Genomic DNA, 23,062 nt, shown 5'->3' with positions numbered 1-23,062 from the left:
TTGGTGAATCCAATGCGCAGCATTCAGATGAACAACGACTTCGATTTCGATACAGACACCAGCTACCTTCAGCAAGACGATGCATTTTCGGTGAACGAAATGCTCTCGGAATGGCCTACGACGAAGAATGCGTTTGTGAAACGCCTGGCCAACACTTTGGGCCAGGGTGCGAATTTCGAAGCTCTACGCCTGCAGGACTTCATGGACCTGGTTGGCTCTACGGCCGTCGCTCGACCGCGTGAGACTGTCACATACGAGGTTCACCTTCGCGATAGGGACACCCTGCTTGTCGATGCTGCCATCACCTCGATCGCCAGCACGAATCCCCCTATCTCTGCGGACAACGCTGGCTTCTTTAAGTACGCCCTTCGCTGGTTTGCAAAAGAGCGTCCGAAAATCAAGCTCTCTGCTCGAGCTGACGGCCTTTTCTGGGTTCACCTGCCCGAGTAAATTCAGATAAAAAAAGGCTATCGGGAGTTCCAGATAGCCTTTTTTATTGCCAGTCTCAGAGGCCTATGTCCACTGATGCCATGGGGTCAGGCACGAATAAAGGAGCCGGAGGTTCAGGCGTCACGTCTTGCGGAGCAGCCGAGATCGCGCTAGCGACCGAGTTCGCATGCCCCACTGGCTCATCTTGCCTGGGATTTCCGGACGGCTCAGCCACCCCAGCGGCAGCATCTTGACTCAACATCGTCCGTGTAGATTCGGGGCACGATCTGGCAAGAGCATAATCTGTCATTGCCTGCATCACCGCTTCTGGAGCACCAAAGCTCAACGACACGTGGCGGTTGAGCATGTTGAGGAAGACAGTTTGCCGATTGCCATGCCCCAAGCCTTTGTAGAGGCGGAAGAGTTCGGGGTAGTAATCCTCTCTCAGAGTCATCTTCACCTCGACTGCGCGCTCGTCAGAATGCGCCGGCGGGGTGAAGTCACTCAACGTGACAGGCCACTGTTTCTGGCAGGCCGCTGAAATGCTGAACACCATCTGATTTCCGGCTCTGGGCCCATGTTGGCCCAGGGCTTCGATCAACGCATCGTGGTGGCCAGGGATGAGCTCCGCTCGGATCACGACTTTGCTCATCTGTGCGTTACCCCTGGCGGATCAAAGCATGCTCTTTGAAATACTGACTGACCATGAAGCGGTAGTACCCGCGGACAATCGACTTGTCAGGGTCTTTTGCGCTGTAGATCGGGCAGGTGATGTGGCGCTTCAAGAGAGTGCGGCCAAGAACGGTAGTTCCACCGCCGGCGGCTACCATCCCTTTCAGGAAATCAGTTGAGCCCCACAACTGCTTGATGAAGCGAGGAATGGTCTGATCGGTGAAAGCCTGGCGTGCGGGAAAGCTGATCGGTTCCATATCGATCTTGGTTCCACGCCAGATGAAGTGGCCTTCCCTCAGCCAGACATCCATCGTGTACTCGTTGATCTGGTTGTCTAATGCGAAGTTTTTCGGAAGCTTCGCTCCCTTCTTCGTGATGAGCTCGTTCAACTGCTCAGGGTTACTCAGAGAGGTGTAGATCGCTTTGTGGATGTCAGAGACTCCACTGGATTCGCCGTATCGGATATCACTGACACGACCATTATTGAACTGCCCACCGTCGATGGTGCCGTAGCCGATATCGATGATGCCGTACTTACCTTTGACCATTTCGTTGGGATCAAGCGGGTTACCATCTTCGTCCTCGAGCTCTGGATCGAACCATGGGCCAGCGAACTGGGGAAGGATCTTGACCAGCTCAGGATGGTAGCCGTCTTCTCGTGCCCACTTTTTCAGATCGGCCTCGAACTCAGCCGCGTGGGTGGCGAAGAATTCGGTCGGCAATCCTGTAGCGATGACCGGGTTCTTGATGTTCGCATCCTTCAGCACCTTCAGAAAGAGCACTCGAATCTCGTCGGATTTGTAGAAGCTCGAGTCTGTGCTTCGAGAGCGCGCACCCTCTTCCCTGCAATCATCACCCACCAGGTAGCGACGACCGTTCTTCGTGGTGAAGACTTCCCGACTGAGGGCTCCACCAAGACTGCTGCCGGCATAGGGTGCAACCAAGGATGGATATTCCCCGCTGGCATCGTTACCGGCCTTGTAGCTCGTCGAGCCGTTGCCCAGATCTATGGCAACCAATTGCTCAAGCTTCATAGACATTAAATCCCCTCATGGTCAAAGCAACGCTTGAAAAAGGCCGCGTAGTGCGAGCCATTCATCCATAGACGCTGCGATAGTTTTTTGTTGCCTAAGGATGCTGCCTGAATGCTTACCCAGGTAGCAGTGAGAGATGACATCACTCGTGATCCACTGCGTCGGCGGCCTCCTCTTCTGACGCCCTATTGCTTCAGCTACCTCACCAGGTGTCGGGTTTCGACCCAACTCTTTAGCCAAGCTCGCTTTCATCTCCGCGCGGAGCATGCTCCGCTTGAACTCTTCGATCGGCTCAGTTTTCCGGGCCCCAGTGACCCGATTAAAAATTCTGACCACCCTGAAGATCGGCTGCGATGGGCCCAGCGGATCACTTTGATCGACATCCTGGCGGCAGATGATCGACCTATATCGTACAGGCTGCCTGGCCTGGTTGAACTCGATTAAGGCCTCCTGAAGTTCTGAGTCGACCAACTCGAAACGGCCAATCAAGGTTTCAAGCTTCATTGGAGCGCTGCCCCCCAGCCGTTCAATCGCACCAACCCAAGCGCTGATCACCGAGCCAAAGCGAACGACGTCGATGTCTAGAGGCATTCCCAACGTATGCGCCCATCGACTCACACGTTCTGAAAAGTGGAGAAGGTCACCCAGGTCGTTGAGAAATTCAGTGGTAAGCCGTTTCCCCAGGAGCGAAGTTAGCAGATCGATTACGTCAGGCTCGGCATCAGGAAGGATGGCCTTTCGGTAGCTCTGCAGTCGCCCCTCAATCCGCTCGTTGCACTTAAGGTAGAGCCGGAGAGAGCCAGACGATTTTCGGGAGGCTCTCCATTTCCAGAATGTGGAGATGGTTCTCCCGTCTTGCTCAATTGGAAAACGTGAAAGAGCGATTTCAAGCTGCATGAGCTTTTCGGTAGCAGACCGGGCTGCGGTACGCAGGGAATTGAGGAGCGCCAGAAATGTCTCTGACCGGCGCCTTACCGAGTGCTCGTACTCATCAACATACCCTTTAGCCAGGGCATCACGGATTTCCTTCTTCAAAAGTCACCCGACTGAATGTTTTCTGTAATTTTCGGAAATTCTGGGCATTTTCTTCTCCCCTTATTCGCCTCTAATCGGCCTTAACCGGCGCAACCATCCTTTTCCCGCCCTAGAACTCCCCCATATCGCCCCGTAAGGCCCATTTCACGCCCTTTTACGCCCGGAATCCGATCTAAATTCCGTTGCCGCAATGAGTCTGAAAATCACCCATAAATGCCCTTAGCCGTCCTTTCTAGGCATCTCCAGGCAAACACCGGCCCTTAAATCCCTTATCCCGCCCCATTACGACATTTATGGCCCCACACGAACGCCTTCGAGAGCCAGAATTTCGCAAAATGACCTCTTCAGTAGGTTTTTTGGGTAAATTAGGCAAGCAATTCACCATTGAAACGGCAGGACGCGGGCCGACTGCGTTCCCCTATTTTTGGTTAAAACCCCGTCTAATGTAATAGTACGGATTTCTTAGGATTTTGCTTCTTCAAGGCACTTGCCCAATTTCCCCAATATGGAACGACTCTCCACCGTCCAGGCTGCTAACCACCTCCACATTTCTCGGCCCACCATGCGGAAACTGCGCAACACCGTTCTCCCTCCTGACGAGGTGTCAGGCAGTGGCAGGCCCTATTGGTACCGAAGCACGCTCGATAACTACCGAGCTGGCTTAGATACGCAGAAAGCCATTGCCCTATACATCACGTGCGTTGTTGACGGGATTGGACTTGGCGGTGACGTGACAACCATGCCGCTATTGAAAGACGTCCACTTAAGGGAGTACCGGCCAGCATCTGGAACCAGGACAGAGCAGTTGATCGAGGTCCTCAATGAGATCCAGAGGGTTAAACCAGCCGCGGTGGTCCTCCCATTTCAGCGGGTGCTGACTCCCCCCGCCGCGGTGGTCACTGATCTGTGTTACGACCTCGGGATTGCCGTCGTACTGCAAGGGAAGGCCTGATGCCGCTTACGGGCGCACGCAGTGGGCTACTTCGTGTAGCCCATTGAGGATGGCCAAGGTCTTGATGCCAAGGCGAGCGCTGGCACGATGGCTTGTTCGGTTAACCGGCGCAGAAGGATTGCTGCCTGCCCTGCTGAGCAGCCTGGTAAGGGGGACGTTCTTGTGGACTTGGCGCTGTCATCAGGGTAGCGCCCAAGCTCCCCTCTATATAGGAAGCAGACCAAGGGCTCACTCAGTGCTTAGTGCTGCCGTTAAAACCCAGTTTCGTACCAGCATCAATTGGCCGCGCACCGCAGTAGATGTTGCGAAGGGCACCAACCAGGTGCTCTCCCCCGCCAGCTCTTTCATTCAGATAAGCAACAATGAGGTCGAGATCTGCTGCATGGGTGTGGTCCATCCAGACCACCTCTGCGCACACGTCGCCATTGTCCTGATAGACCAGAGCGATTATTGACGGGACACCGTCCACGCTTTCCACCAACCAACCCCTCACTCTCTGCGCGCCGAAGGCGTGATGCCCCGCTACAGCCTTCATTGCATCGCTGTGTACACCGATCATCAGTTTTGTACTCCCATTTACACATTCCCGACCTTAACGACGATCGGTGCAATTTCCAGCCAGCAGCTAAAACCAACGTGTCACGCGCTGACGGTTTTCAGGCGCCAAAACCCTGATGAATACTGGCGTTGCGCCATACCATGGCTTTGACCCAGCCCACACAAACTAGGCGCGCATGTCACCAAATCGGCCTCGGACCCGCCTATTTCGCGGGATTTCAGCCACCTTTTTTGGGTTGCCTGTCCTTTTCTTGCCCCATAAAATCGCCGCGAACTACCAGCGGACAATCTGCGGATGGCCACTGGAGTTGGTGCAGTGACAGCTGAAAAAGCTGCACTCACTGTTTGAGGGGGGGGCCAATTGGCAATCAGCCGATTGGAGATTGTTGCGGTGTCGGCTTCCGACACCGCGACGCTTAGGACCGGCTGTTCTTGCCGGAGGAGGGGCCATGCGCTCACAGCGCAATAATTGGCTGACGGGATTGTCACGCGAGGAGTTCGCGCAGCTCGATCCGTGGGAAGTCGTCTGCCATCCCGAGTCAAGACCACAGTGGATCGCTGAGGTTCGTTCAAAGCTGCGCGTCAGCCTGACGGACGACGAGATCCTGTCCATCCTGCAGATCGGGCTCTACAAGGCCGTCGCTTCCGCGATCGAGCTTTATCAAGATGTCGAGCCTCATCAACGTGCTGCCCATATCATCGGCGCGGCTCTCAACTACATACGTTGGGACGGACGCGGGGATGTGCTTGCTGAAGTTCCTGGCAGCTCGGCTATCAATATGGGTGACCTAGTAACCGAACTTGGTCCTCGCTCCCATTCTCTGCAGTCCGACTACATGCTCGCATCTGCACAGTTTTCTGAGGCGTTGGAATACGCACCTCAATTTCTGGCTGATGGGGTCCTTCTACCGGACGAGACGGGCCAAACCTGCCACCAATACATCGAACAGATCCGCCACCTTCTTTCTGCCCGAGAGCACCACATCCTGCGGCTGGCTGTTATTGAGAATCAGGAGTCCGGCGCGATTGCTGAGATCCTGAAGATCTCAAGAAAGCAGACATGGAAGGTACGTCGCGGCCTGAAGCGAAAGCTAGCTGAGATAGCCAGTGAGGCTGGCGCCTCGAAGGAGTTCATCCGAGCGGTTTCGACAGGAGCAGCCGAATGCAGCGCCAGTCAATAACCGAATTCCTCCATGAAAAGGTGTATCCCGAAATAGATGCAGTCTCGGCAGGCTTGCTCGACCACCTGAAGCCGACAAAGCTTCAGACCTCAGGGACATACCGGATGCTCTGCCCGGCCTGCGGAATGCATGAGGCCTTCCATCATCCTGGAACCCACTTGATCCATTGTCCGCGTAAGAAGAACTGTGGCGAGTCGACGTCGCTGTGGGACGTGATGGAGAAATCGGGCTACTCGAGGAAGGAGATCGTAGAGCGCCTATGCGAACTGGCCCGAGTTGACCCCCCTTCGAACAAAAATCCTGAAGGTCGTATCAATGGCTCCCCTGCCCCCCTCTCCCCAGGGCGCGCCATTATCCAAGCGACCCAAATCCTGGCCCGCAAGTATCCGGACCTTCTTCAGCAGCTGCAGACGGATCGTGGTTACAACGATGAGCAGATGGCGACGATGCGACTTGGCGTCTATTCGTCCCCCGAAGAGGTTCTGGCTTTACTCGAGGAGCGCGGTATCTCCCGGGAAGTAGCCATCGCCAAGGGATACATCTTGGTCGAGGAGAACAACCCTTCGAAGTACCGGCGAACGATGAACAATCGTGTCATCGGTTACTGGCCGCATCCTGATGGGGACGTTCGTCTCTGGGGACGCCTGCCTTCCGGCAAAGGCGATCGATGGAACAAGAAGTATATGTTCGCCGACTCGCTCAAGAAGGACACCCCGTATCTGTTCAGCATGAGGAAGCCCGGTCCCCTAATTGCTGTTGAGGGTACTTTCGATGGCTGGTCGATCCAGTTCATGGGGTTCTGGGGTACCGCTATTGGGCAGGCTTCCATCAATGCTGGTCAGGCGGCCTTCCTCGCAGGTGAAGGTGTCACCGAGGTGGCACATATGGTGGACGGCGACATCGCGGGTTATGAAGGCGGAATCGTCTCGATCAGAAACTGCGAACCTGCTGGCATCGTCACAGCCATCGTCCCGCTTGGCCAAGGCATGGATGACCCTGATGCACTCCGAAAAGCTGGACGCACCGCCGAGTTCGAGAAGCTCATTGCCTCCAGGATGAACGCAGGCGAGTTCCTGGCTCGCATGTGCCACACCTATGCATCGGAATCTCCCCCGAACATTTCCGGCATTCGAAAGATCCACGCGATCGTTCCCATGCTTACCCCAGTTTCAACAAAGCACTGGAAGGACTGGAGCCAAACCTTAGGAGTCAGTGAGCCTAAGGACGTCGCCTCGGTGCGCCTCCTCTCCTCACTGGTCGATGGTGGCTTTGATCTCGACGAGGCTCTTGCCTTGGTCCTCAAACGCACAGGCTTCCGCATCACGCTCACACAGGAAACCGTCAATGGCTGAAGGAAAAGCAAGCAGCCCTGTTCGTCAGATCCTCACGTTGATCCTCTCGGTCACGCTGGTCCTTTACATCGGCAAGATCTACCTCCGTACGCCGGAGTATCGACACATCGAGGTCTGCTACCTGCCCCACAAGGCTGCCCATCTCTTCTGGGTTGATGTGTGGGGCGCTTTGGTGCCTGACGACACCGCCTCATATCTCAAGCACTCACGCGACCTTGAGGAATTCTTCAACTCCTGCGTCCAGCGCACTGCGCACTGGACCTGGCTCCGGTCTTTTGGCCCAAGCAACCAAGGTGACAACAATGGCTGATGAACGCAGCAATGAAGCTCTACACCCGACCAAAGAGGTTCGGATCACTGGCGAACGATCTGCAACCCTGGTGGGCATGGCAATCCAAGCCTCCCGCGTTGATACCACGATCCTCCAGATGAAAATGGCCGGCTCACCTGAGACTCGGCGCCGAGCAAATGAGGCTGCGGACCGATTCGAGCGCGCCTTGAACGCGTTCGATGCCGAAATGCGAGAGGTGAACAAAGACCTGAACCTCAACCGGAACGGCGGCGGGCAGTCCGCTCGATCCGCGCAACAGTCTGGCCAATCGAAGCAAGCCCCTAAACCTGTCCTCCAGAAAGCGAAAAAGGGTGGAGAGCAACAAGCTCAAGCCCAGGGCACCGCCAAGGCAACTCAGACCGGTCAGCAGAAGCAAGGCAGCAACGCCAAACCTCAGGGTCAGCAACAGAAGACCGCCGCCGGCCAGAAACCTAATGGCAAACCTCAACAGCCAGCGGGCGCGGCTTCCAAGCCACAGAAACCTACTGCACCAGCGGTGAAGGAAGCTACTCCGGCTCCGGAAGCAGCCGCTGAAGCCCAGGCATAAGAAAGGAGGGATGATGAGCAGTCTCAGCAATTTAAAGGAGGCAACCCGGCTGCTGCCGGGTTGGGTACCTCCGTTCCTTTTGTCGTGCCTGGTAGTTGGTCTGTATGTACTGGCCGTGTTCACTTATAAGGACAGACCGAGTGATCTCGTAGAGACGGCAACGACGGCTGCCATCGTCCTCTCCATCGTGATTGCTTTCGCTTTCCTGGTGTCGGCGATTGTTAAAGCCGATCCCGGGAAGCTGGGGAAGTCGATGAGCGATGGTTTCGCTCGCGGCCTTCACTTCGTTTGGGCAACAGCATCAGCAGGACTGGCAACCTACGTAGGCGCAGCTGGCATTTACAGAGCGGTGACAGACAACCTGGGTTTCAGCATCTCTGCCCTCCTGGTTGCTGCCCTGCTGGGAGGCGCCTATTGGGCTACGTCCTCCAAGAAAGAGACCAAGCCAGAAACCACGGACCCGATTTCCGGGATGTCTAAAGCACTTGCTCTCCCTGAAACGTTCGCGCAGACGCCAGCCCAACGGCCGGCCTTTCAGGTGACAATGGCTGATACAACACGCTTGGCCATACACCAAGCCGCACGGATCATCGCTTACAAAGGCAGCAATTGCCTGATCGATGGCAGTTTCTACGCAGACCTCGATCTCAATGCCCGTACCGCCAAGATCTTCTCGGACATGAACCTGATTGCTACTGGCCAATTCATCAATTGGCGCATGCACATGCTTCTGATTGGTAGCGCAGCAGAACAGGTCATCCGCGGCACCGCAAGCGAAGCAGCCTTCGATGACCTGCAGTCGTTCGACGACCTTGCTTCGAAGTTCTTGATGTTGGGCGACGGCCGCCATGCGTTCTACAGGCCAGCAAATGATGCCGAAGCAACGCTGAAGGCTTCACGCCTGGCGATGATCCGCAAGAACGTATGGTCGCGTTGCATGGCTGCCGTTGAGATGAACAAAGAGGCCATTATCCAACTCGTACGCCTGATGCGTATTCAGCCTTGCCTCACCCATGGAGACATCAAACACCTGCTTGAGAAGGTCGAGATGCCGCTTGATTTCCCCATAGCGGAGTTCGATACCGACGAGATGATGGAGCGCGCGCTGCTCGGGCTCGTCCATGAGGCCGAACCTGTGGAAGAGGATGATCACTCCCAAACATCGTCCCTGGACGAACAACCGCCAAGCACCCGACCGGACAATGTGCGGGAGTTTCAGCCGCGCAACACCACACTCCAGGCCTGAAGACTGGAAACCAAAAGCCCCGCAGAGTGCGGGGCTTTCATTTTGCGGATAAGTTATCCAAGCAAGGCGATCTCAACACGATCTCGCCCACTCCGTTTCGCACTGTAGAGCGCTTCATCGGCGGCACGGTGCGCTTCCTTCACGCTTACATTCAGAATCGCAACACCGGCACTGAACGAGCAACTGAACGAGGTCCCATCTTCGGACTGGAACTGAATCGCGGTAAAGATGGACCGCAGCCGATCCACAACCATTTTCGCCTGGCTTGGATTGGCACCTACCATGACAATGCCGAATTCCTCTCCCCCAAGCCGCCCGACATAGTCATCAGTCCGCAGCGAATCGGTGAGCACCTCGGCCAGGCCAACCAGCACCCTATCCCCCACTGGATGGCCAAAGGTATCGTTGACCGACTTGAAATGATCGATGTCGATCAGAACCAACGAACTTGGCGGGCCTTCGGCAAGAACAGTCGCGGCGGACGCCATAAATTGGCCGTGATTCAGGAGGTTCGTCAGGGGGTCTCTTCTCATCCTGGACTCCAATCCCTTGGACCTGCTGATTATCGACTTCAACGCCTTGATGAAGGCTCCTCGCTTCAGAGGTTTCTGGACGAAGCCGTCCGCCCCTCGGGACAAGGCGAGCAGTTGCTTCTCGGCGTTGGACTCCCGGCTCAGGAAAATAATGGGAATGGTGGCGTCCCTGTCCTGCCTGATGATCGAGGCAACGACGTCCCCGTTCGCCTCCGGCATGTGGAAGTCAGTCACCAAAACATCAGGTCGGAATCGGGATAGAGCTTCCAGCACTTGGCTTGGATGCTGGATGTGCTCAACGATCAGGCCTTCCTCGGTGAGGAATTTCCGGGCGAGGTAGGCATCGGTCCTGGAGTCATCCAGAAGCAGCACCCGATACCCTTCGATCTCGATGTCACGATTTCGGCTCCGGAATAGGGAGCGCAAGTTGCGGATGTCATCATCGAGTCCCAGGATACGAACTTGTCCGAGCTCCGTGGCTGTCCGACGCTGCTCGAATGTCAGAGGGCAGGACTCCACGACAAGCACGACCAGGGCATCAGACTCAGAGGTCATCACGATCTTGGAGATGAAGGGGATGGCCTCTGGATCGTTGAGCACTCCGTCACCGACGATGAGCATACTGGAGCGGCGAATTCCGGCCTCATCTTCGGGGTTGAAGGGGATCTGGTGGCAGAGCGTGATGACCTTCGCCCCCATACCTTGGAGGCCACGAGCTAACTCTTGCGCCCTGACCCCAAAGCCAGGGACGAATAGCGCCACCGGCCCTGACGTTTCAGCGGCTGCGTCATTCACTCGCCGGCTTGCGGATTGAAGCTCTTCCATCATGCGATCGACCTCAGAAAATACGGCCTCAGTCAACGAGGGCGCCTTACGGATTGCGGTGAGGACGTCTTGTACTCCAGTGACATAGCTGCCATCGACGTCTCTCAGAATGTGGGTTGCGGAAGCTAGGAGTTGGATAAACGCATCGCGGTGACGAAGGCTTGGCCTCGGCCGCACTTGTACCCACCAGGTTGTTTGCAAAGCGTGGTTTACAGAACTGATCATTGGGGAGGATCTCCTCACCCTAATAGTGTCCTTTGGGTGCCCCTTTTCCGCTGCCCGCGAATTCGCGTGGGAAGGAATTTCCTCTGCTGACGAATCCCTACACCATCCCGGCGGTGCAGGTCGGAATCCGTCCTGAGGGCTGTTCAAGGTCAGAGACAGGTTCTGGCACAGCGCCCGTCCCTGGAATATGGAGGCTACATAGGAGACAACAGCATGTACCCAATCAACCGTGATGCACTGGTCTGCCCGATGCACCTTCGTACCGCCCGGCTGCGCCTCAAAGGGATGTGGAAGGATTCTGACGAAGCAACCAATGACGTAGTACGTGCCCTAGAGGCTGGCTGGTTTCTGATCCCAGCTGGACGTGAGGGTAACTACACCAAACGGCAGTTTGAGGCCTTTGATAAGTGCTTCGCCGCGGCCCCCTGGGTGAAGCAGATCCAACATGAGGCTGGAGATTTTGACGAGAGGTTGCGGGCCCGCCTCGGTGCCAGATTTGAACGTCTGTTTTCAGGTGGACGGAAGCTGACTTCTCCCCTCACCCAGGCACTTGCCCTCCCCCATCGGGTCGCGCGACTACCGCTGAGCTTCGAGGCCGGCGCATTCGGCCCCGAGCTTCTGGTTTCATGCCTTGAGGATACCCAGAAGGTGTGCCTGCGGATTCAAGACGAAATGCAAGGTCTTGAGCCGGATTGGGTCCTGGCTGAATCCGTAGACGTGGGCGCCCTTGTTGAACACCTGAACCGGGCTAAGTGCGTCCACCTCCTGATACCGATTCTGGTGGCTACCAGCCCCAGCTACCTCCCCAGGGAGCAACAAGGATGGCTTTGGCAGGTCCAGGTCGGGAATCTTACCGTTACCGAATATCTGGACAGGATCGCGAGACGAGACCAGGAACATACCGACCACGTTTGTGAGTCGTGGAGGAGGCGATTCGCACAAATTCGCACCCTAGCTTCGGTTCTGGAGAGCCTTCCGTCTTACCACCAGGCGACTATTACCCGGCGTCTCCAGTCGGCTGATTGGAGATTCAGGGCGAAACGTTGGCAGGGAAGCTTGGTAATTGATCTCGGTGACCTTCATGAGGTCGGTGCGAGGCACCAGCTGCGCGATGGTTTCGAGTTGGTGAACTTCGTTTTGGCCCTGGACCAGGCCCTCGAACGGGCGGAACCGTGCTGGGACTCGTATCACCGAGGCGAACACAGCGCATTTGCCCAAGTCGAGCGAATGAGGGAGGAGATGGCCCAGGAAGGCCGGCCGCGGGGCCTAGGAGACGTTTTCAGGTCGAACCAATCGTCTCAGCTGGAATCGCCGTTAAGGGCCCTATAGGCGGCCAAAGCCGCCATCATGACAAGGACCGCCGGCCCGATGATGTGCAGATGCTTAGCGATGAAGGTGACAACTCCCCACCGGATGGGACGTCGACGCGCATCATCAAGAGCGTTTTGAAGGCTACTGCAGCGATTCGCCAGCGTGCTGATCTCGTGGCACAGACCACGTACGTGGCTGTCTTGGTGCTTGAGATAGTCGGCCATTCCCAGTTCTTGAATGTTCTGTTTCCAGGTCTCGACAAGGATGAGGTCACCGGCGCGCACCGGTCGCGATCTACCGTTCTCATGCTTCCCATCGTAATAATCGAACTGGAGACCGATCTGCTCGTAGAACCGGTTTCTGCGCACGTGATTGGACTCGTATGCTTGGGCATCGCTCAACCTGATGGGGTTAACCTGTGCATCTGGAAATTGGTGCAGGAACTGCACCACTCGCCACATGAGATAGGTCCCCAAACGGTGCCCTTGGAGGGCATCAGGCGTTACCGTGATGAACCCACGGTTGAAGCCGTCGCTGGCTCCGATCGACACCGTGTTCATGCTCCTGTTCACACCTGCAGCCAGGCTCCCCTTACCAGTCAAGGCATGGCTGCTGCCTGAGGCTGTGTACTCGATTCGGAAACCTGCCTCGTGCGGGGTGATCACTTCAGTACAGGTCACGAAGACCTTTGCGACCTCACACTCCGGCGCATTTCTGCTGCCGATGACCAAGACAGTGGAACTGACTCGCGGGTGACGGCTGACTGCCGGCCATGAGTTGATTTCTTGCTCCAGCACGGGTGCATGGTTCCCTAGGTTGTGGGGGGAGATGGATCTACACAGAGGGTGATTCTGGCACGCAGAGACGCCATTGAGGATGTAGATGCCATAAACCACAAAGGCATCTCACATGGAAACAACCATCAACAACCTCAAAGCCATCTCTGCTGCCCGCATACGGCTGAAGGACCTGCACACTCACGAAGATGGTGAGGGCGAAAATCTGGCTTGGTCCTGCATCGTATTCCTCAAGGGGAAGCGGTTGGGGAGCGTTCAGGACCCGGGTGAAGAAAAGCCCCTGTCGATCGAGATCGACTCCATCCAGCAAGTGGCAATGGTAAAGACGTTGAAGGAGCACGGGTATCAGCTCAACCTCGAGGCTGCTTCTCGGATCGACGCCAGCGATACCCACGAATTCCTGGAGCAGGCTCTACCGCAAATGGCTGACGAGGTGGAGTGGTTCAACAAGGCGAAGCCGCTCTTGAAGTCCAACACCTTGTTCCGCATCCGAGGTGACGAGGAAGGAACGTTCCGTCTGATCCTCGCGTTGTACAACGAGAAGACGGAGCACGCCCTCCAATCGCGGTTCGGCGATCAGCTTGAGGCTGTCCTGAACAACCAGTTGAAGGGGATCACGCTGTAGTGTGGGCTGGGCGGGCCTCCAATACGATTGTTGGGCACCGAAGACCAGTATTGGCGACCCGCCTGGCCCAGATACTCGCAATGCCCGGCTTCTGGCACCCTCCGCCAGACATGAACATGGACTCCATCGACACAGACGCGGAGTACACCATGACGCAACAGCCCCACATCACGTATCCGATACCCGAACAGTGGTGCTTGGTGTTTGCAGACTATCCACTGGGTGAGCCCGCCATGGACGCAATCCAGGGGCCGCTCTTCTTCAGCAGCAAACGAGAAGCGCTGATCGAATACCTGAAGTACCTATCCCCACGACTGGAGCAGGAAGGTGGCCTAGGAGAGTTCCTGGATGCCTTGAGCGATCTGGGCATGGTGCCCAAAACCCTGGTCGCCGACACCAGCGGGGAGTTGCTCCGTCTTGCAGAGACGGCCGAACTGGAGATCCTGGAGGGAATCTGCGCCGGCTACGGCCAGGACAGGACGTCTGAAGGTCGAGAGGTAATTTTCCTGCTCGAGGCTGTTCCACCCGCAAGGCAACCCTCATTCCCACCGGTAACTGCTCCGCTCGCACAATACCTGGCCAACGATGACACCTCGGAAGATGGGCCCCGGGTTTACGCAACTTTTCATCCTCAAGCCTGGCAGAACGACAACGCGGTAGGCGTAGACCCTGGCCCTACGCAGATTGACGTGACGCCCGAGGTCCTTGCGATGGACCGGCCCTATGTATTGGCGATCATGGACAACACCCACGAGTCTGACGGTTTCATTCACGCTCGGCTCGCACCTGAGTGGGTACGCGACTGGCAAGGCCCCTTCTACATCGAGTGCAAGGAATCTATCGAGAAGTTCTTTGCCGGCACCGCAAGCGTGGATAACTCCACCGTGACTGGCTAACCCCGCGCCAGCTGTGGATTACAGCCCACCACTTTGGCTCTGAATGACACCGGTCCCCCGGTAGTATCCGGGGCTCCGGCCTTCCTATCGTGAGGAACCCTATGCGCCCATTAGACGTAATTCTCTGCCTCGCGTTGGCAGCCACTTACCATCGGACCGACGCTGCCGTCGTGGCAACGGCGAAGCGTTTACTCAAGCGAGTAGAGCGCCGGGACAGGCAATCGCTCTTTGATGTGATCAACCACAAGACGCCGTGCCGTTACATCATCCACCACTTGGTGAACCTTCCCGATGAGGTCATCTGTATGGATCTGCCGGCTGAGCGCGTAGCACCACACATCAAGCTGTCGATGGCCAAGGCTCAAGCAGCCAGTGCCATCCAGAAACCTTCACCTGCCGCCTAACATCGGAATCAACTCGCAAAAGGAGCGACGGATGAGCCAACAGAACGCTCGTTGCCCGTACTGCAAGACCATCAACTTGCTCGCCGAACAGAGTCTGGCGGGCCATTTCATCCAGTGCCAGTGCTGTGGAGCGCGCGGCCCAATCAAGGACTCCGAAGCAGAAGCCATTGCCGCCTGGAATGGGGTAGACGAATCGCGCTCAAACTCCACCGGCGACCTGCAGGTGCTCGGCTTCCTCAGTACCGAGGCAGTGGAGGCACTCCTAACCGATGCCGATGTAGCTGTCACCTGTTTCAACAAAGCCAGGATGATCCCTACCGGCGCGATCGCCGTTGTCCGCTATGACCATGCTCAGGCGCAGGTTGAACTCGCAGAGGCTGGGCAGTCATTGCTGACTCTCGAAGTAGACCCTAAGTCTCCATCCAACACTTGGACCCCATCTTTGGGATCAACAGTTAGCTCGACATAGGAGGCCAAATGGAATATTTCGACGGGAAAGGAGATGGCGATTTCAATACGCTTCGGCTGATCGTTGAGGGCCGCCCCTTCCAAGACACCTGTGGTATTCGCATCCTAGGTCTGCCGGAGGTTGACGCAGCGATACGGGAGCTTTGCGCCCATCTTCGCGTGCCACCCGAAGCGGTGCAAACCCGCAGCCAGTTCATACTTGCAATGGAGCACTTCATGGCTTCGGATCTGCCAGAAGCCCAGAAGGTTGTCCTGGTGCAGCGTCTGACCCAAGCGATTTTCAGGCGCTCCGCCGACCAACTGGCGGATTCAACCGATCTGGCTGGCATGGTCGGCCATCGCGTGATGGCGAGAGCTGCCGCCGGCGAGCGCGTCACCCTGGCCGAGTTCAAGCAGGTGGCGAGATTGGAGAATCATCGCGATCAGGTAGCGGGCGCCCCCTCGGCATCCCAAGCGCCAGCCTGAAACAGCTGGTGGCACAGGGCGGGGTTGGGAGAATGCGAGGCTCAAGAGCAAAAGCAGGCCTTTCAAGAACGAGGTGATTGGCTTGCTGTAACCACTACACTCCGGAGTAGCCTTCATGTTCGATCTCAACACCGCCGGTGCACGTCAGGCTCTGTGCATGCAGCAACCTGATGAGGAAATGGAAGTTCGGGTGCGATATCAAGGCCGGATCTTCGACATCACGTTCCTCCCTGACGAGGATGGCACCCAACCCACCGACCCCAACGATCACCCGGTAACCGACGAGCAGGCGAAAGGATGGCTGCGCGGAGAGTGGTGGTATCACCACATCATGGTTCATATCCGCAACCATGACGGCTCGGAGATCGACGATGTGAAGGCCACCTGTGACAGCTACAGCCGCCTGCCCAGCTTCGCCGAATCCTACGACATCATTGTTCGCCTCTGTGATGAGCTCCTGAAAGAACACCCCTTCTGATCTCGCACAATCATCCCCGAGATTAGGGGGGTGGACACTTCGCTGGAACCCCTCCTGCCCCCTGATACCCTGCAGAAATTGAACCTCATTCCTCGGCGCTGAATAGCGCCGGGGCTCCTGCAACCTGACCCGAAGGAGACTCCGAACGATGCTGAACCTCGACGACCCGGCCGCACGCCAGGCGCTGCGCATGCCGCGTCAGGACCAGGAACATACTGTCGAACTCCGACATCGCGGCGAAGGCTGGTGGTTGGACTTCAAAGTCACCTTCATCCCCGAAGACCCGAAGCAATGCGTTCAGCCCGAAACATCGGAAACCAATGCGTTGGTGCAGCCCGCCGCGGGGGAAAACGTAGAGTGGTGGTACCACCGCATGGTCGTAACCTTCCTGAACCTAACGGAGGAGCCGAACGAGAGAGATCCACTCTCGATTATTCGACATGAACGACTAGTTTCTTCCGATGATCACTACGACCTGGTGCTCGAGGACTGCCGGCAGCTGATGAAGGAGAACCCGTTCTAGGTTCCGCCGGCGGCCGTAATGTGCGGAGGAGGTCCGCATACATTCGAAGGTGCTCCGAATATTTCGCCCGGTCCTGCGCATATTTGCGGTGCAGCTCCGCATATTGCTCCTCATCCTCGGCGCAGATCGCGCCTGCCTGGTATGCCGATTGGCTACCAATCTTCGGTTCTGACTGATTCGGGTGTGATCGCCTTGCCCGGCATCGGCCAACATCCGCAGGAGGTTCTGGCACAGCCAGTCAGGTCCGAAGATGGCTCCATCTGACCTACCCCAGTCACGGAGCCCCCTCATGAACCCCGCATTCGCACAAGCCCTAGCCGCCCGCTCACTGTGGATCAACGTAGCTGTCCTCTCCAGCATCGAAGGGTGTGATTCCCAGGCCGAGGAGGCGTTGCAAGAGGCATATGACGCCGTCCACCAGCTGGCGAGCGATGACGTACTGATTCACCGCCACTATGGACCCCGGGCCCCGCTGCTCCTTCTGGACGTGCCTGAGTTGGCTGAGCAGTACAACCTGGCACACGAGCTGTACACGGAGCTGTACTACGAGAACTACCGCAACGGCTCGATTGGTCAGCTCTCGGCTGGGTGGCTGAAACCGGCCTCGCCTCTAGATCAGCCGTACACGAAATGGCTGGTGGCGGTGGACAAGCAGGTAGCGGCCTTGATGGAAATTTCCTACTCGCAAGTAGCTGAGGCTACCCAGGGGCAAGCCAAGACCTTATTGCTGGCCTGGAGCCGGGGGATGGATGCAGACGAGGCTGCGGAGGCCGTAGTTCAGGCGCACATCGAACGTGAGTACGAGAGGGAGTTAGCGGAGGAGGAAGAGCGCCAGGCGCACTGGGAAGACATCCAGGATACATACGCCTCCATAGAGGCAGACCTCTGGGCTGGCTGGCGCGAAGAGTGCGTGGAATTGGGCCTGGTGGACTAGCGCCAACACTGCTACCGCAAAAGCAGGCTGTTCAAAGAAAGGGGGGTGACCATGATTCAGCTGACAACCGACGCCGCGGCCCGGGCGCTGCAAATGAAACGGCCAGACGAGCCGCATACCGTCCGAGTTGCCTACAAGGGGCACACCTTCGAAGTGACGCTGGCCACGGGGGCACCTCTCGACAGCACGCCCTGGTTGTTCGAGCACGATGACCCAGCCTTCTACATCGACGGCGAATGGTGGGAACACCACGTTGAAGTCCGATTATTGGTTCCCGATGCTGGCGCTTGCCAGACCCGAATGCCGGACTCCAAGGTCAGCGCCAGCATACCCAGCTTCATCAACCCCACCTTCGATGTAATTGTCCTGTGCGAGGACCTTATCGCGGAGTGGGTTCGCATGGGTTCTGGCACGCATGCTTCGCGCCGATGATTTGCTGGTCACATCGAAGCGAAAGATGTTCCGCCCGACGCACCGGCCGAACAACTGGGCTTTCCAATTCCAACGTGTGGGGTTCTACAATGAAGTTCAAACCGTTTCCTCATCGCTTGCGCCGACTCGATTTCAACCAGCGCAAGGCTTCCTTGTTCGAGCGAAAGCAGCAACGTGAGGCGAACGCTTTGCCGCTCTTTGCTGAAATGATCCGAGCGGAACAGCACGACTGGGAAACCGAGAAGGAGATTCGCCAGCGAAGGGATGATGCAACCTTGATCAACTGGCGAGCTCGGGAAGCGCGAGTCTGGCGCAAAGCCAGGAGCATGTTTTTCGCCCTACCGAGCGACGACAGGGCTTCGGTCATCCGCGATTGGAACACCATTTGGCGCAACGCATGGACTCCCACCAACCTGATTTACCTGGTGGAGAAGTACAACGGCGTCGGGGCCCAGCGTGAAGCCGCAATGCGAGAGGAGCGCCAGCAGATGGATGTCCGGATCATGGCCAGGCTCTCACACCAGCAAGGCCTCTTTTGATCAACAGGATGGCGGGAGCACCAGTTTGGAACCTTACTCTTGGTTCCCAAGGGGGCTTCCTGCCACGCCACAATACCGGTTTCCAATACCTGTTCAGGCATGGCCCCGAATCATCGTTCGAACAATCGACGTGACCATCCTGTGCGAGAAGTGTGCGCACAGCGGTTCTGGCACAGTGAGCCTGCCCTGAAGATAGCCTCATCACTTCAGGAGGTTATCCCATGCAACACCCCCCCCCCACGCTCCCACTCAGTTCAGCTTGACCTTCTCGGCGGAAATGCCCCCAGCAAGCCCTGCTCTAGCCCTCTGCCCGGCGCACCTCCTACCGGACGCAGTAGTTGCCCTGGATGATCCCATGCTCCAGATCAGCGACATGGACATTCGCGAACACATGCGCGCTCGCTTCAGCTTCGACGAGATGCTCGCAGAGATGAGAGCTATCAGCCATCTGGCAGAGCAGCGCCAGCAATTCGGCTCCCGGGCTGAGATGGGCTTGGGCGGCCCGCGCAGCTACCAGGACGTGGGGACCGCGGAATCGGTTATGGACTGGATGCACGAACACGAACTGCGCAGGGTGAACCAGATCAAGCTGTCGCTCCCCAGCTCCGGCGAAGAAGCATTGGCCGCGCGCGAGCGCATCCAGAAGCGCATTGCGGCGCGCCGGGCAGCCCGCACCCCAGCAGCCGCCTAGTCGAAGTCCGAGAACAGGAACCAAACGATGACCATGAACACTCCCAGCGCCAGCAAAGTCCAGCCACATCTGAATCTCGGACCTCACTTCTTCAACGCCCTATCTTGGGTTCGGCAGACCACGTTCCCGGAGGATCTGGAGCGTGATCTGGTTGCCCTCGGCACCGCACCTGCCCTCGCCCAGGAGATTGCCGAGACCTATCGCCACTCGATGAGCAGGGATATCGTGCGCTTCTACGAGGAGTACGCTTACTCGGTTAGCAGTGCGGAGTGGCAGCAGCCGCTGGCGGCCTATATCTCGGCCCGCCTGGCCGACTACGACCGGTATGGCAAGCACGAATTACCGATGGCCAAGTACCTGCTGGCGCAACTGGACACCCCGCAATGAACGAACTGACGCAAGAACAAATCAAGGCCGTGTATCGGTCGGCAATCGATCCCAACGCCCGTGATTCCGAGGGCATGGACTGGTGGGAGGCTGTAGGCGCTGAAATTCGAGCCGTAATATCGGCGCCGACGGCGAAGGAAGCCAGCATGGTCATTGCCTGGTGGCATCATGACTGGAGCACTGTTGCAGATACCCCGCTCAAGGCAGCGCAACGCATCCGATCCTCGGCTCGAAAATCTGGGTTGTACGATGCAAAAAACTTAGAAGTAAACGCCGGTTAGATGGCGGGGAATTGTGATTCGTTTGATGAATTCCGACCAAGGCAGCTTCACGTCAGGAGTTTCATCAAAGCACCAGGTACGATTTCGAAAGCCATTTTCGTCGACCTGCTCAAGGCACTCGGGGTAGTAGGTGTGGTCAGGAAAACTGGCATGCAGGATCGCCAGGGCCTGGGCAGCGGAACGGGCCGCAACCAGATCGCTTATCTCGTTGTCGTTGTACGTCCAACCCACAAGCGGTTGATCGGCCAACTCTACTTCCATCTGCAGGACATCCTCAGCGCCTTCAAGGGCTATCTCCAGGAGAACCGGATCGATATCAGGATTTGCGTTATTAACTGCCGATCGCAGCACAGCTGCGCGTTCAGCCCAATAGTTGGGGCTGAACGCAGAGGGTTCTCTTAAAGGATTCATCATGATGCTTCCTCAAAAAGGGCTGTAGTGATTATGCGGAACGCCCTGACGGCGTCACCAGATAAACGGTTGATGTGGGGCTCGGATGACTCTGCAGCGGTCCAACACCCACAATTAACGCCAACAAGCCCCCTGAGGATATCCAGCTGACGAATGGCCCTGCCACCAGATCGCTAGATGCCTTGGCTGGGAGCCTCATTCGCCGAAAGGCTGAATTTCAGGGCCTAAGTTTGGATGGCAATGCGCCAGCTTGTTGGATACCCTGCCTTCGCCTCGTATTTTAGGAGTTCAATCCTTTGTTCAGATTACTCATGGCCTTCGTCTGGCCAATGCTGGTCATCTGGGCCGCTCTGCAGGTCGGCCACTCTCTTCAGGTAATCGATCCTGCCAAGGTAATCGTGCGCGACAAGGCGGCCTGCGAAGCCTTGCAGATCCCCTACGACACCTCATGCCGTGTGGTTGGTCGGGTGGAGGCAAATCTCGACGGGACCTGGTGGCTTCAACCGAGGGATGCGGGTGACATATACATTCGCCTGCCGGAGGGCTCCTTCCCCTATCTCTACAGCCCCGATGATTACCACATCCGCGGCGGCAAGCCGGCCACCATAGCCTTGGTGGTGGTGACCGCTCTGCTCACGCTCCTCGGCCCGCTGATCAGCTGGCGCATTCAAGCACGCAGGGCAAAACGTGCACCGGGGCGCGGGGAGACGATCTGATAGGTCACCCTGGCCTGGCTGGTGGCACATCCCCTGGCATGGAGAATATCCATGTACTGCCACCACAGGAGCCCTCCCCCATGATGAATAATGATCGCCGGCTGGCCTGGCTTGATCTTGAGTCAACCGGATTCACTGAGCTGCATAAGCAGATGGTGTACCGGCACCGAATTTTGGAAGTCGGGGTTCTGGTAACCGACGGCCAGTTCAACGTCCTTGCCCAACACGTCGTGGTTGTCCATCACGACCCGGCTGACGTCCTTCCCTTGTGCGACGACATTGTACGGAGCATGCACACTCGCAATGGCCTCTTCGACGATGTGTCGGCTTCCTCAACCGACTTGGCCAGTGCTGAACAGCAAATCATCGAGTTCCTGGTAGAGCACGGCGTGCAAGCCAAGGCCTCACCGTTGTGCGGCAGTGGTATCCACTTCGACCGAATGTTCCTTGAGGCCCAAATGCCGGCGCTCAATGCGCACCTTCACTACCGCAATCTGGATATCAGCGCGGTGAAGGAATTCCTCAAGACGATCAGCCCAGCATTCGAACCAGCCAAACGCCAGAGCCACCGCGCGCTCGACGACATTCTGGAATCTGTCGAAGAGGCCCGCCTGTACCGGGATCTACTCGCGCCTATCCTCGCAGCCTGAGCTGGTGGCACACCCCGCCAGCGTAGACCATGTGCTCATCAAGACATTCACCAGAGGACGAGACATGGTCATCCCAGAGCTGGAGGCGCTCAATGCAGCCGAACAGGAAGAAGAGTCAGCACTCCAGGCCTGCCTGGCTTTCGCCCGTGCCGTTCTGCCGGTAAGTCTCCTCGTACGTTTCCAGTGTCCGGAGGGTGAGAAGGCCCTCCAGCAGGTTGCTAGGTCAATTGATCTGCCAACTCTCCCCGCAGAACAAAGTCATCTTGCCCCCATGGCATCTGAGGCGCATGCGCTGCTGAGCAACGAACCGGGTTTCACTGCGATTGCCGGCCGCTGGCAACGTGCGTACGACCTTTACGACCTCGCCTTGATTGACTTCATCGTGGCCGAGGAAGAGCGCGCCGCGAACGAGCGCCAGCACGCCCAGGAGCTTGCAGATACCTACGCTTTGATCGAGCAGGAGCTATGGCATGATGTTCAGGTTGAGAACCTGGAGTTGGGGTTGATGTAAGTCCATTGCATGGCAGTGGAACCAAATCCCAACACCATCCCTCATGACTATGTCGCCTTTTATCCACTTGGTGCTAAGTGGCAGGCCCAATTACCTCATCAAGGAACGCTTATGACTAAAAAATGGATTGAACTGGAACTTCTCGCAGACTCGGACGCCCGGCTGCCGGTTGTCGAAGGCGGCAGGATTACCGTCGCCGAGGCCAGCATTCGCACCATCACCGGCTACTCCGACCAGATGCTGGGGGACGGGTGCATCCTCGTCCTGGACACCATTGCGAAGAACGGTGGAAGCCGCCTGATTCGCGTCCGTGACGCCTATAGCGAAATCGAAACCCAACTGTCGGACCTGACCGAGTGGATTGAGGTGGACATCGTCAACGACTCTCTGGCGAAGCTCAGCAGTCTCCAAACCGTAGGACTGCTGCGACGGGAGGGGATCAAAGCTCTGAACGAGGTCAAGGACTCGTTCACCGGAGCGCGCAGCCAACTCACTCTGGATACCGTTGGTGATCACGGTGTTGCCCGTGCTCTCCTCCTCAAGCAGTCGTACGAGGATCTCAAACCGGCGCTGCCCGAGCGTAGCGCCGTGGTCAAACATCACCAGGACGCCTAGGAGATACC

The 23,062-nt window shown here is 57.2% G+C and carries 31 protein-coding genes; 24 read left to right on the top strand and 7 right to left on the bottom strand.

Annotation, left to right across the window (positions count from 1 at the left end; all coding sequences use genetic code 11):
• The first annotated feature begins 12 nt into the window (after positions 1-12).
• On the top strand, positions 13-450 hold the full coding sequence (locus LU671_RS04765; RefSeq protein ID WP_010792888.1) for a hypothetical protein: 438 nt from the start codon (positions 13-15) through the stop codon (positions 448-450).
• Between the two features lie 55 nt (positions 451-505).
• Here the strand turns inward: LU671_RS04765 and LU671_RS04760 are convergent, their stop codons facing one another.
• The 4 genes from LU671_RS04760 to LU671_RS04745 form a co-directional block, all read right to left on the bottom strand.
• Positions 506-1,081, bottom strand: a complete 576-nt coding sequence (locus LU671_RS04760) for a hypothetical protein (RefSeq protein WP_019438447.1) — start codon at positions 1,079-1,081, stop codon at positions 506-508.
• Positions 1,082-1,088: 7 nt separating this feature from the next.
• Complete coding sequence (locus LU671_RS04755) at positions 1,089-2,141, bottom strand: ParM/StbA family protein (protein ID WP_010792887.1); 1,053 nt, start codon at positions 2,139-2,141, stop codon at positions 1,089-1,091.
• 15 nt (positions 2,142-2,156) lie between these two features.
• Positions 2,157-3,170 carry a hypothetical protein gene (locus LU671_RS04750; protein ID WP_010794288.1) on the bottom strand — a complete coding sequence of 338 codons (1,014 nt, stop codon included), beginning with the start codon at positions 3,168-3,170 and terminating at the stop codon, positions 2,157-2,159.
• Between the two features lie 1,184 nt (positions 3,171-4,354).
• Positions 4,355-4,681 carry a hypothetical protein gene (locus tag LU671_RS04745; RefSeq protein WP_010792885.1) on the bottom strand — a complete coding sequence of 109 codons (327 nt, stop codon included), beginning with the start codon at positions 4,679-4,681 and terminating at the stop codon, positions 4,355-4,357.
• Between the two features lie 448 nt (positions 4,682-5,129).
• Between LU671_RS04745 and LU671_RS04740 the strand changes: the two genes are divergently transcribed.
• From LU671_RS04740 to LU671_RS04720, 5 genes are read left to right on the top strand one after another with little or no spacing between them, the layout of a single operon-like run.
• Entirely contained in the window at positions 5,130-5,861 is a 732-nt protein-coding gene (locus LU671_RS04740; protein WP_010792884.1) for a hypothetical protein, read from the top strand.
• Positions 5,843-7,213: a hypothetical protein gene (locus LU671_RS04735; RefSeq protein WP_010792883.1), complete on the top strand. Its 1,371-nt coding sequence runs from the start codon at positions 5,843-5,845 to the stop codon at positions 7,211-7,213. The genes LU671_RS04740 and LU671_RS04735 overlap by 19 nt, the downstream gene beginning before the upstream one ends.
• Positions 7,206-7,523 (top strand): hypothetical protein, encoded by a 318-nt coding sequence (locus LU671_RS04730; protein WP_010792882.1) that lies wholly within the window; start codon positions 7,206-7,208, stop codon positions 7,521-7,523. Before LU671_RS04735 ends, LU671_RS04730 begins: the two co-directional genes overlap by 8 nt.
• Positions 7,516-8,091, top strand: coding sequence for a hypothetical protein (locus LU671_RS04725; RefSeq protein WP_019438444.1), 576 nt, complete (start codon positions 7,516-7,518; stop codon positions 8,089-8,091). Before LU671_RS04730 ends, LU671_RS04725 begins: the two co-directional genes overlap by 8 nt.
• A gap of 13 nt (positions 8,092-8,104) precedes the next feature.
• Positions 8,105-9,337: a hypothetical protein gene (locus tag LU671_RS04720; RefSeq protein ID WP_010792881.1), complete on the top strand. Its 1,233-nt coding sequence runs from the start codon at positions 8,105-8,107 to the stop codon at positions 9,335-9,337.
• 53 nt (positions 9,338-9,390) lie between these two features.
• On the opposite strand, the gene LU671_RS04715 is transcribed toward LU671_RS04720, so the two are convergent.
• Positions 9,391-10,731 (bottom strand): GGDEF domain-containing protein, encoded by a 1,341-nt coding sequence (locus LU671_RS04715; RefSeq protein WP_225317819.1) that lies wholly within the window; start codon positions 10,729-10,731, stop codon positions 9,391-9,393.
• Between the two features lie 402 nt (positions 10,732-11,133).
• Here LU671_RS04715 and LU671_RS04710 point away from each other — a divergent pair, with 402 nt between their 5' ends.
• Complete coding sequence (locus LU671_RS04710) at positions 11,134-12,249, top strand: hypothetical protein (protein ID WP_019438441.1); 1,116 nt, start codon at positions 11,134-11,136, stop codon at positions 12,247-12,249.
• Here LU671_RS04710 and LU671_RS04705 read toward each other — a convergent pair.
• Positions 12,219-13,028 carry a hypothetical protein gene (locus LU671_RS04705; RefSeq protein WP_019438440.1) on the bottom strand — a complete coding sequence of 270 codons (810 nt, stop codon included), beginning with the start codon at positions 13,026-13,028 and terminating at the stop codon, positions 12,219-12,221. The two genes, LU671_RS04710 and LU671_RS04705, sit on opposite strands and share 31 nt — an antisense overlap.
• A gap of 112 nt (positions 13,029-13,140) precedes the next feature.
• On the opposite strand from LU671_RS04705, the gene LU671_RS04700 reads away from it, so the two are divergent.
• The 13 genes from LU671_RS04700 (at position 13,141) to LU671_RS04640 (ending at position 20,151) form a co-directional block, all read left to right on the top strand.
• Complete coding sequence (locus tag LU671_RS04700) at positions 13,141-13,653, top strand: hypothetical protein (protein ID WP_010792877.1); 513 nt, start codon at positions 13,141-13,143, stop codon at positions 13,651-13,653.
• A gap of 116 nt (positions 13,654-13,769) precedes the next feature.
• Entirely contained in the window at positions 13,770-14,549 is a 780-nt protein-coding gene (locus LU671_RS04695) for a hypothetical protein (protein WP_177331041.1), read from the top strand.
• 101 nt (positions 14,550-14,650) lie between these two features.
• Complete coding sequence (locus tag LU671_RS04690) at positions 14,651-14,953, top strand: DUF7740 domain-containing protein (RefSeq protein ID WP_010792875.1); 303 nt, start codon at positions 14,651-14,653, stop codon at positions 14,951-14,953.
• A 31-nt stretch (positions 14,954-14,984) separates the two neighbouring features.
• Positions 14,985-15,422, top strand: coding sequence for a Lar family restriction alleviation protein (locus LU671_RS04685; RefSeq protein WP_010792874.1), 438 nt, complete (start codon positions 14,985-14,987; stop codon positions 15,420-15,422).
• An 8-nt stretch (positions 15,423-15,430) separates the two neighbouring features.
• Complete coding sequence (locus LU671_RS04680; RefSeq protein ID WP_010792873.1) at positions 15,431-15,886, top strand: hypothetical protein; 456 nt, start codon at positions 15,431-15,433, stop codon at positions 15,884-15,886.
• A 115-nt stretch (positions 15,887-16,001) separates the two neighbouring features.
• Positions 16,002-16,364: a hypothetical protein gene (locus tag LU671_RS04675; RefSeq protein WP_010792872.1), complete on the top strand. Its 363-nt coding sequence runs from the start codon at positions 16,002-16,004 to the stop codon at positions 16,362-16,364.
• Positions 16,365-16,512: 148 nt separating this feature from the next.
• Complete coding sequence (locus tag LU671_RS04670) at positions 16,513-16,887, top strand: hypothetical protein (RefSeq protein ID WP_010792871.1); 375 nt, start codon at positions 16,513-16,515, stop codon at positions 16,885-16,887.
• Positions 16,888-17,176: 289 nt separating this feature from the next.
• Positions 17,177-17,821, top strand: a complete 645-nt coding sequence (locus LU671_RS04665; protein ID WP_010792870.1) for a hypothetical protein — start codon at positions 17,177-17,179, stop codon at positions 17,819-17,821.
• 51 nt (positions 17,822-17,872) lie between these two features.
• Entirely contained in the window at positions 17,873-18,253 is a 381-nt protein-coding gene (locus LU671_RS04660; protein WP_044060680.1) for a hypothetical protein, read from the top strand.
• A gap of 89 nt (positions 18,254-18,342) precedes the next feature.
• Positions 18,343-18,792: a hypothetical protein gene (locus tag LU671_RS04655; protein ID WP_010792868.1), complete on the top strand. Its 450-nt coding sequence runs from the start codon at positions 18,343-18,345 to the stop codon at positions 18,790-18,792.
• A gap of 355 nt (positions 18,793-19,147) precedes the next feature.
• Positions 19,148-19,483 (top strand): hypothetical protein, encoded by a 336-nt coding sequence (locus LU671_RS04650; RefSeq protein ID WP_019438438.1) that lies wholly within the window; start codon positions 19,148-19,150, stop codon positions 19,481-19,483.
• Between the two features lie 27 nt (positions 19,484-19,510).
• Positions 19,511-19,870 (top strand): hypothetical protein, encoded by a 360-nt coding sequence (locus tag LU671_RS04645; protein ID WP_010792866.1) that lies wholly within the window; start codon positions 19,511-19,513, stop codon positions 19,868-19,870.
• Positions 19,867-20,151 carry a hypothetical protein gene (locus LU671_RS04640; protein WP_019438437.1) on the top strand — a complete coding sequence of 95 codons (285 nt, stop codon included), beginning with the start codon at positions 19,867-19,869 and terminating at the stop codon, positions 20,149-20,151. Before LU671_RS04645 ends, LU671_RS04640 begins: the two co-directional genes overlap by 4 nt.
• On the opposite strand, the gene LU671_RS04635 is transcribed toward LU671_RS04640, so the two are convergent.
• Positions 20,131-20,565, bottom strand: coding sequence for a hypothetical protein (locus LU671_RS04635; protein WP_021018564.1), 435 nt, complete (start codon positions 20,563-20,565; stop codon positions 20,131-20,133). The genes LU671_RS04640 and LU671_RS04635 overlap by 21 nt on opposite strands.
• Positions 20,566-20,873: 308 nt before the next feature.
• Here LU671_RS04635 and LU671_RS04630 point away from each other — a divergent pair, with 308 nt between their 5' ends.
• The 4 genes from LU671_RS04630 to LU671_RS04615 all read left to right on the top strand — a co-directional run bounded on the left by LU671_RS04630 (position 20,874) and on the right by LU671_RS04615 (position 23,054).
• Positions 20,874-21,278 carry a hypothetical protein gene (locus LU671_RS04630; protein WP_019438435.1) on the top strand — a complete coding sequence of 135 codons (405 nt, stop codon included), beginning with the start codon at positions 20,874-20,876 and terminating at the stop codon, positions 21,276-21,278.
• An 80-nt stretch (positions 21,279-21,358) separates the two neighbouring features.
• Positions 21,359-21,928: an oligoribonuclease gene (gene orn, locus LU671_RS04625; RefSeq protein WP_010792863.1), complete on the top strand. Its 570-nt coding sequence runs from the start codon at positions 21,359-21,361 to the stop codon at positions 21,926-21,928.
• Between the two features lie 64 nt (positions 21,929-21,992).
• Complete coding sequence (locus LU671_RS04620; protein ID WP_010792862.1) at positions 21,993-22,439, top strand: hypothetical protein; 447 nt, start codon at positions 21,993-21,995, stop codon at positions 22,437-22,439.
• A gap of 111 nt (positions 22,440-22,550) precedes the next feature.
• Complete coding sequence (locus LU671_RS04615; RefSeq protein WP_019438434.1) at positions 22,551-23,054, top strand: hypothetical protein; 504 nt, start codon at positions 22,551-22,553, stop codon at positions 23,052-23,054.
• The last annotated feature ends 8 nt before the right edge of the window (positions 23,055-23,062 follow it).

The sequence above is a fragment of the Pseudomonas sp. NMI760_13 genome (assembly GCF_021283245.1).
Classification (GTDB): Bacteria; Pseudomonadota; Gammaproteobacteria; order Pseudomonadales; family Pseudomonadaceae; genus Aquipseudomonas; species Aquipseudomonas peradeniyensis.
Note: the sequence above shows the minus strand (reverse complement) of the source record. Positions and strands in the feature narration are given on the sequence as shown.